Annotated in this window: 3 protein-coding genes; all 3 read left to right on the top strand. The window is 69.5% G+C overall.

Translation table 11 applies throughout. From position 1 onward, the window contains the following. The coding region (locus DKG74_RS21315; protein WP_207779459.1) for a Mu transposase C-terminal domain-containing protein at window positions 1-911 on the top strand (911 nt) is incomplete at its 5' end. Window positions 912-972: 61 nt separating this feature from the next. Continuing rightward, window positions 973-1,710, top strand: a complete 738-nt coding sequence (locus DKG74_RS21310) for an AAA family ATPase (RefSeq protein ID WP_133251680.1) — start codon at window positions 973-975, stop codon at window positions 1,708-1,710. Beyond that, window positions 1,710-2,309, top strand: a 600-nt coding sequence (locus DKG74_RS21305; protein ID WP_109908193.1) for a hypothetical protein, incomplete at its 3' end; no start/stop codon positions are given. The genes DKG74_RS21310 and DKG74_RS21305, both read left to right, overlap by 1 nt.

Here is a 2,309-nt window from a genome sequence, read left to right as displayed (position 1 = left end):
TCGGCGAAGACGATCACGACGCCTTCTGCGTCTCGTTGACCGGCGAAGAGTTGCAGCGCCGCCTCGACGCCTGGTGCGCCGAGGATTACGCGCAGCGTCCCCATGCCGGCCTCGACGGGCTGACCCCGGCCGAGCGCGCCCGCTCCTATGCCGGCGAAATCCGGCGGATAAGCGATCCCCGCGCGCTGGACCTGCTGCTGATGGATCTGCCCTCGGGCGCCGGCTATCGCGTCGTCACCAAGAAGGGCGTTTCGGTCGAAAAGGCCAGCTTCTGGGGGCCGGGTCTGGTGGTCGGCCACAAGGTCCGGGTGCGACTGGACCCGACCGACATGGGCCGGATTTACGTCTACACCGCCGAGGATGACGCCTTCGTGTGCGTGGCCGAGAACCCTGAGCGGCTGGGCATTTCCCGGGCCGAGGTCGCCGCCAAGGCGCGGGCCGACCAGCGGGCCGAGACCGCCAGCCTGCGCAAGCGCCTGCAATCCGTCACCCGGCGCCTCCGTCCCATGCACGAGGTCGCGGCCGAGCTGGCCCGCGAGGCCCTGCCGCCGGTCGTGGAGTTTCCGCGCCCGGCCGAGGCCTACAGCACACCGGCCCTGGAGGCCGCCGCCGATGCGGCGGGCAGCGAGCGGCCGATGCCGCTGGCGCCCGAGGCCGCAGGGCCGCGCCAGCCTGCGCAGATCATCACCCTGGGCAAGTCTCCGTCCGCCGTGGACGCCGAGGACGAGGCCAAGACCCGCCGCGTCGCGCGCTGGAAGGAACTGGACGCCCTGATCAAGGCCGGGGCCGAGGTCGAGGCGCGGGATCGCCGCTGGCACACGGCTTACGGGAAGGACGCCGAGCTGGTGACCGCACTGAACGTCGAGAAATGGAGAGCGGAGGGTCTGGTGGCCGGCGGCAGGTCGGCATGAGTAACCCCGCCCGGCGGCAACCGGGCGGGGCTGAACAAGAACCAAATGTGAGGACTGCAAAGTGACACGACATCAACAGATTGGCAAGCCGGCCGCCGCGATGCTGCGGAATGTGCTGGGCCTGCTCGAAGCGATCGAGCGGCTGCGGAAGCGCAACGATCACCTCTCGGGCCTTGGCTGCATGTACGGCCCGTCCGGCTTCGGCAAGACGGTAGCCTGCGCCACGGCGGCGGCGACGCAAGCAGCCGTCCATGTCGAGGCGCGGTCGAGCTGGGGCAAGCGCGACTTCCTCGAAACCGTCTCGATAGCCCTCGGCCTGATACCGGCCAAGACCATCGCCAAGATGGCGCAGGCGATCGGCGATCACCTTCGGGACTATCAGCCGACCTTGCTGATCGACGAGGCCGACATTCTCGTCGACAAGGGCATGATCGAGCTGGTGCGCGAGCTGCACATGGTGTCCGAAGCGCCGATCGTGCTGATCGGCGAGGAGGCCCTGCCGACCAAGCTCAAGCGGTATGAGCGGGTGCATAACCGGGTGCTGGTCTGGGTGCCGGCGCAGCCGGCGTCGCTGGCCGACGCCCGCCAGCTGGCCGAGATGTATGTCGACGGCATCGAGGTCGCCGACGATCTGCTCGGCCATATCGTTGAGCAGCGGCGGGGCCGCACCCGCCGAATCGTGTCCAACCTCGAACAGGTGCAACAGGTCGCGATCCGCGAAGGCGTCGAGCGCGCCGATCTCTCCTGGTGGGGCGGGCGCAGCCTCGACACCGGCGAAGCGCCGACGAGGAAGCTGTGATGGCGCCCGCCATGCTCATCAAGCCGGCGGCGGGCCAGAAGAGCCCGGCCGCCATGGCAGCGGCGGGGCGCGGGATGCCACGCGACATCATGTGGGCGAAGATCCGCGAGCTCCGCGCCTTCGTGCTCGAAGATGTCGCGGCGCCAGCCCGCCTCGACCCGACATCGGCGCGCCATTACGCCAATTGCCTCGTCGCCGCCGGCATCCTGTCGGTCCACGGCGGCGGCAAGGGGCAGCCCGCCCGGTATGAGCTGGCCAACGATCCGGGGCGGCGCACGCCGCGTGTCGATGTGGACGGCAATCCGGTGCAGCAGGGCAGCGCCCGTGCCGCCGCCTGGCGGGCCATGCGGTCGCTCAAGGTCTTCTCGATCCGCGACCTTCATGTGACCTCTGGGATTTCGGAGGTCGATGCGAAATCGTACCTCCAATATCTCGTCAAGGCCGGCTACGTCGCCTTCCGCGTCAAGGGCGCGGGCGGCAAGCCCTCGACTTATCGCCTGGTCGAGGCCGCGTGGCGCGGCCCCCTGCCGCCGCAGGTCACGCGGATCAAGGTGGTCTACGACCCCAATATCCGCGAGGTGACATGGCCGCGTGCGGAT

Source organism: Zavarzinia aquatilis (genome assembly GCF_003173035.1).
GTDB classification, from domain to species: domain Bacteria; phylum Pseudomonadota; class Alphaproteobacteria; order Zavarziniales; family Zavarziniaceae; genus Zavarzinia; species Zavarzinia aquatilis.
Note: the sequence above shows the minus strand (reverse complement) of the source record. Positions and strands in the feature narration are given on the sequence as shown.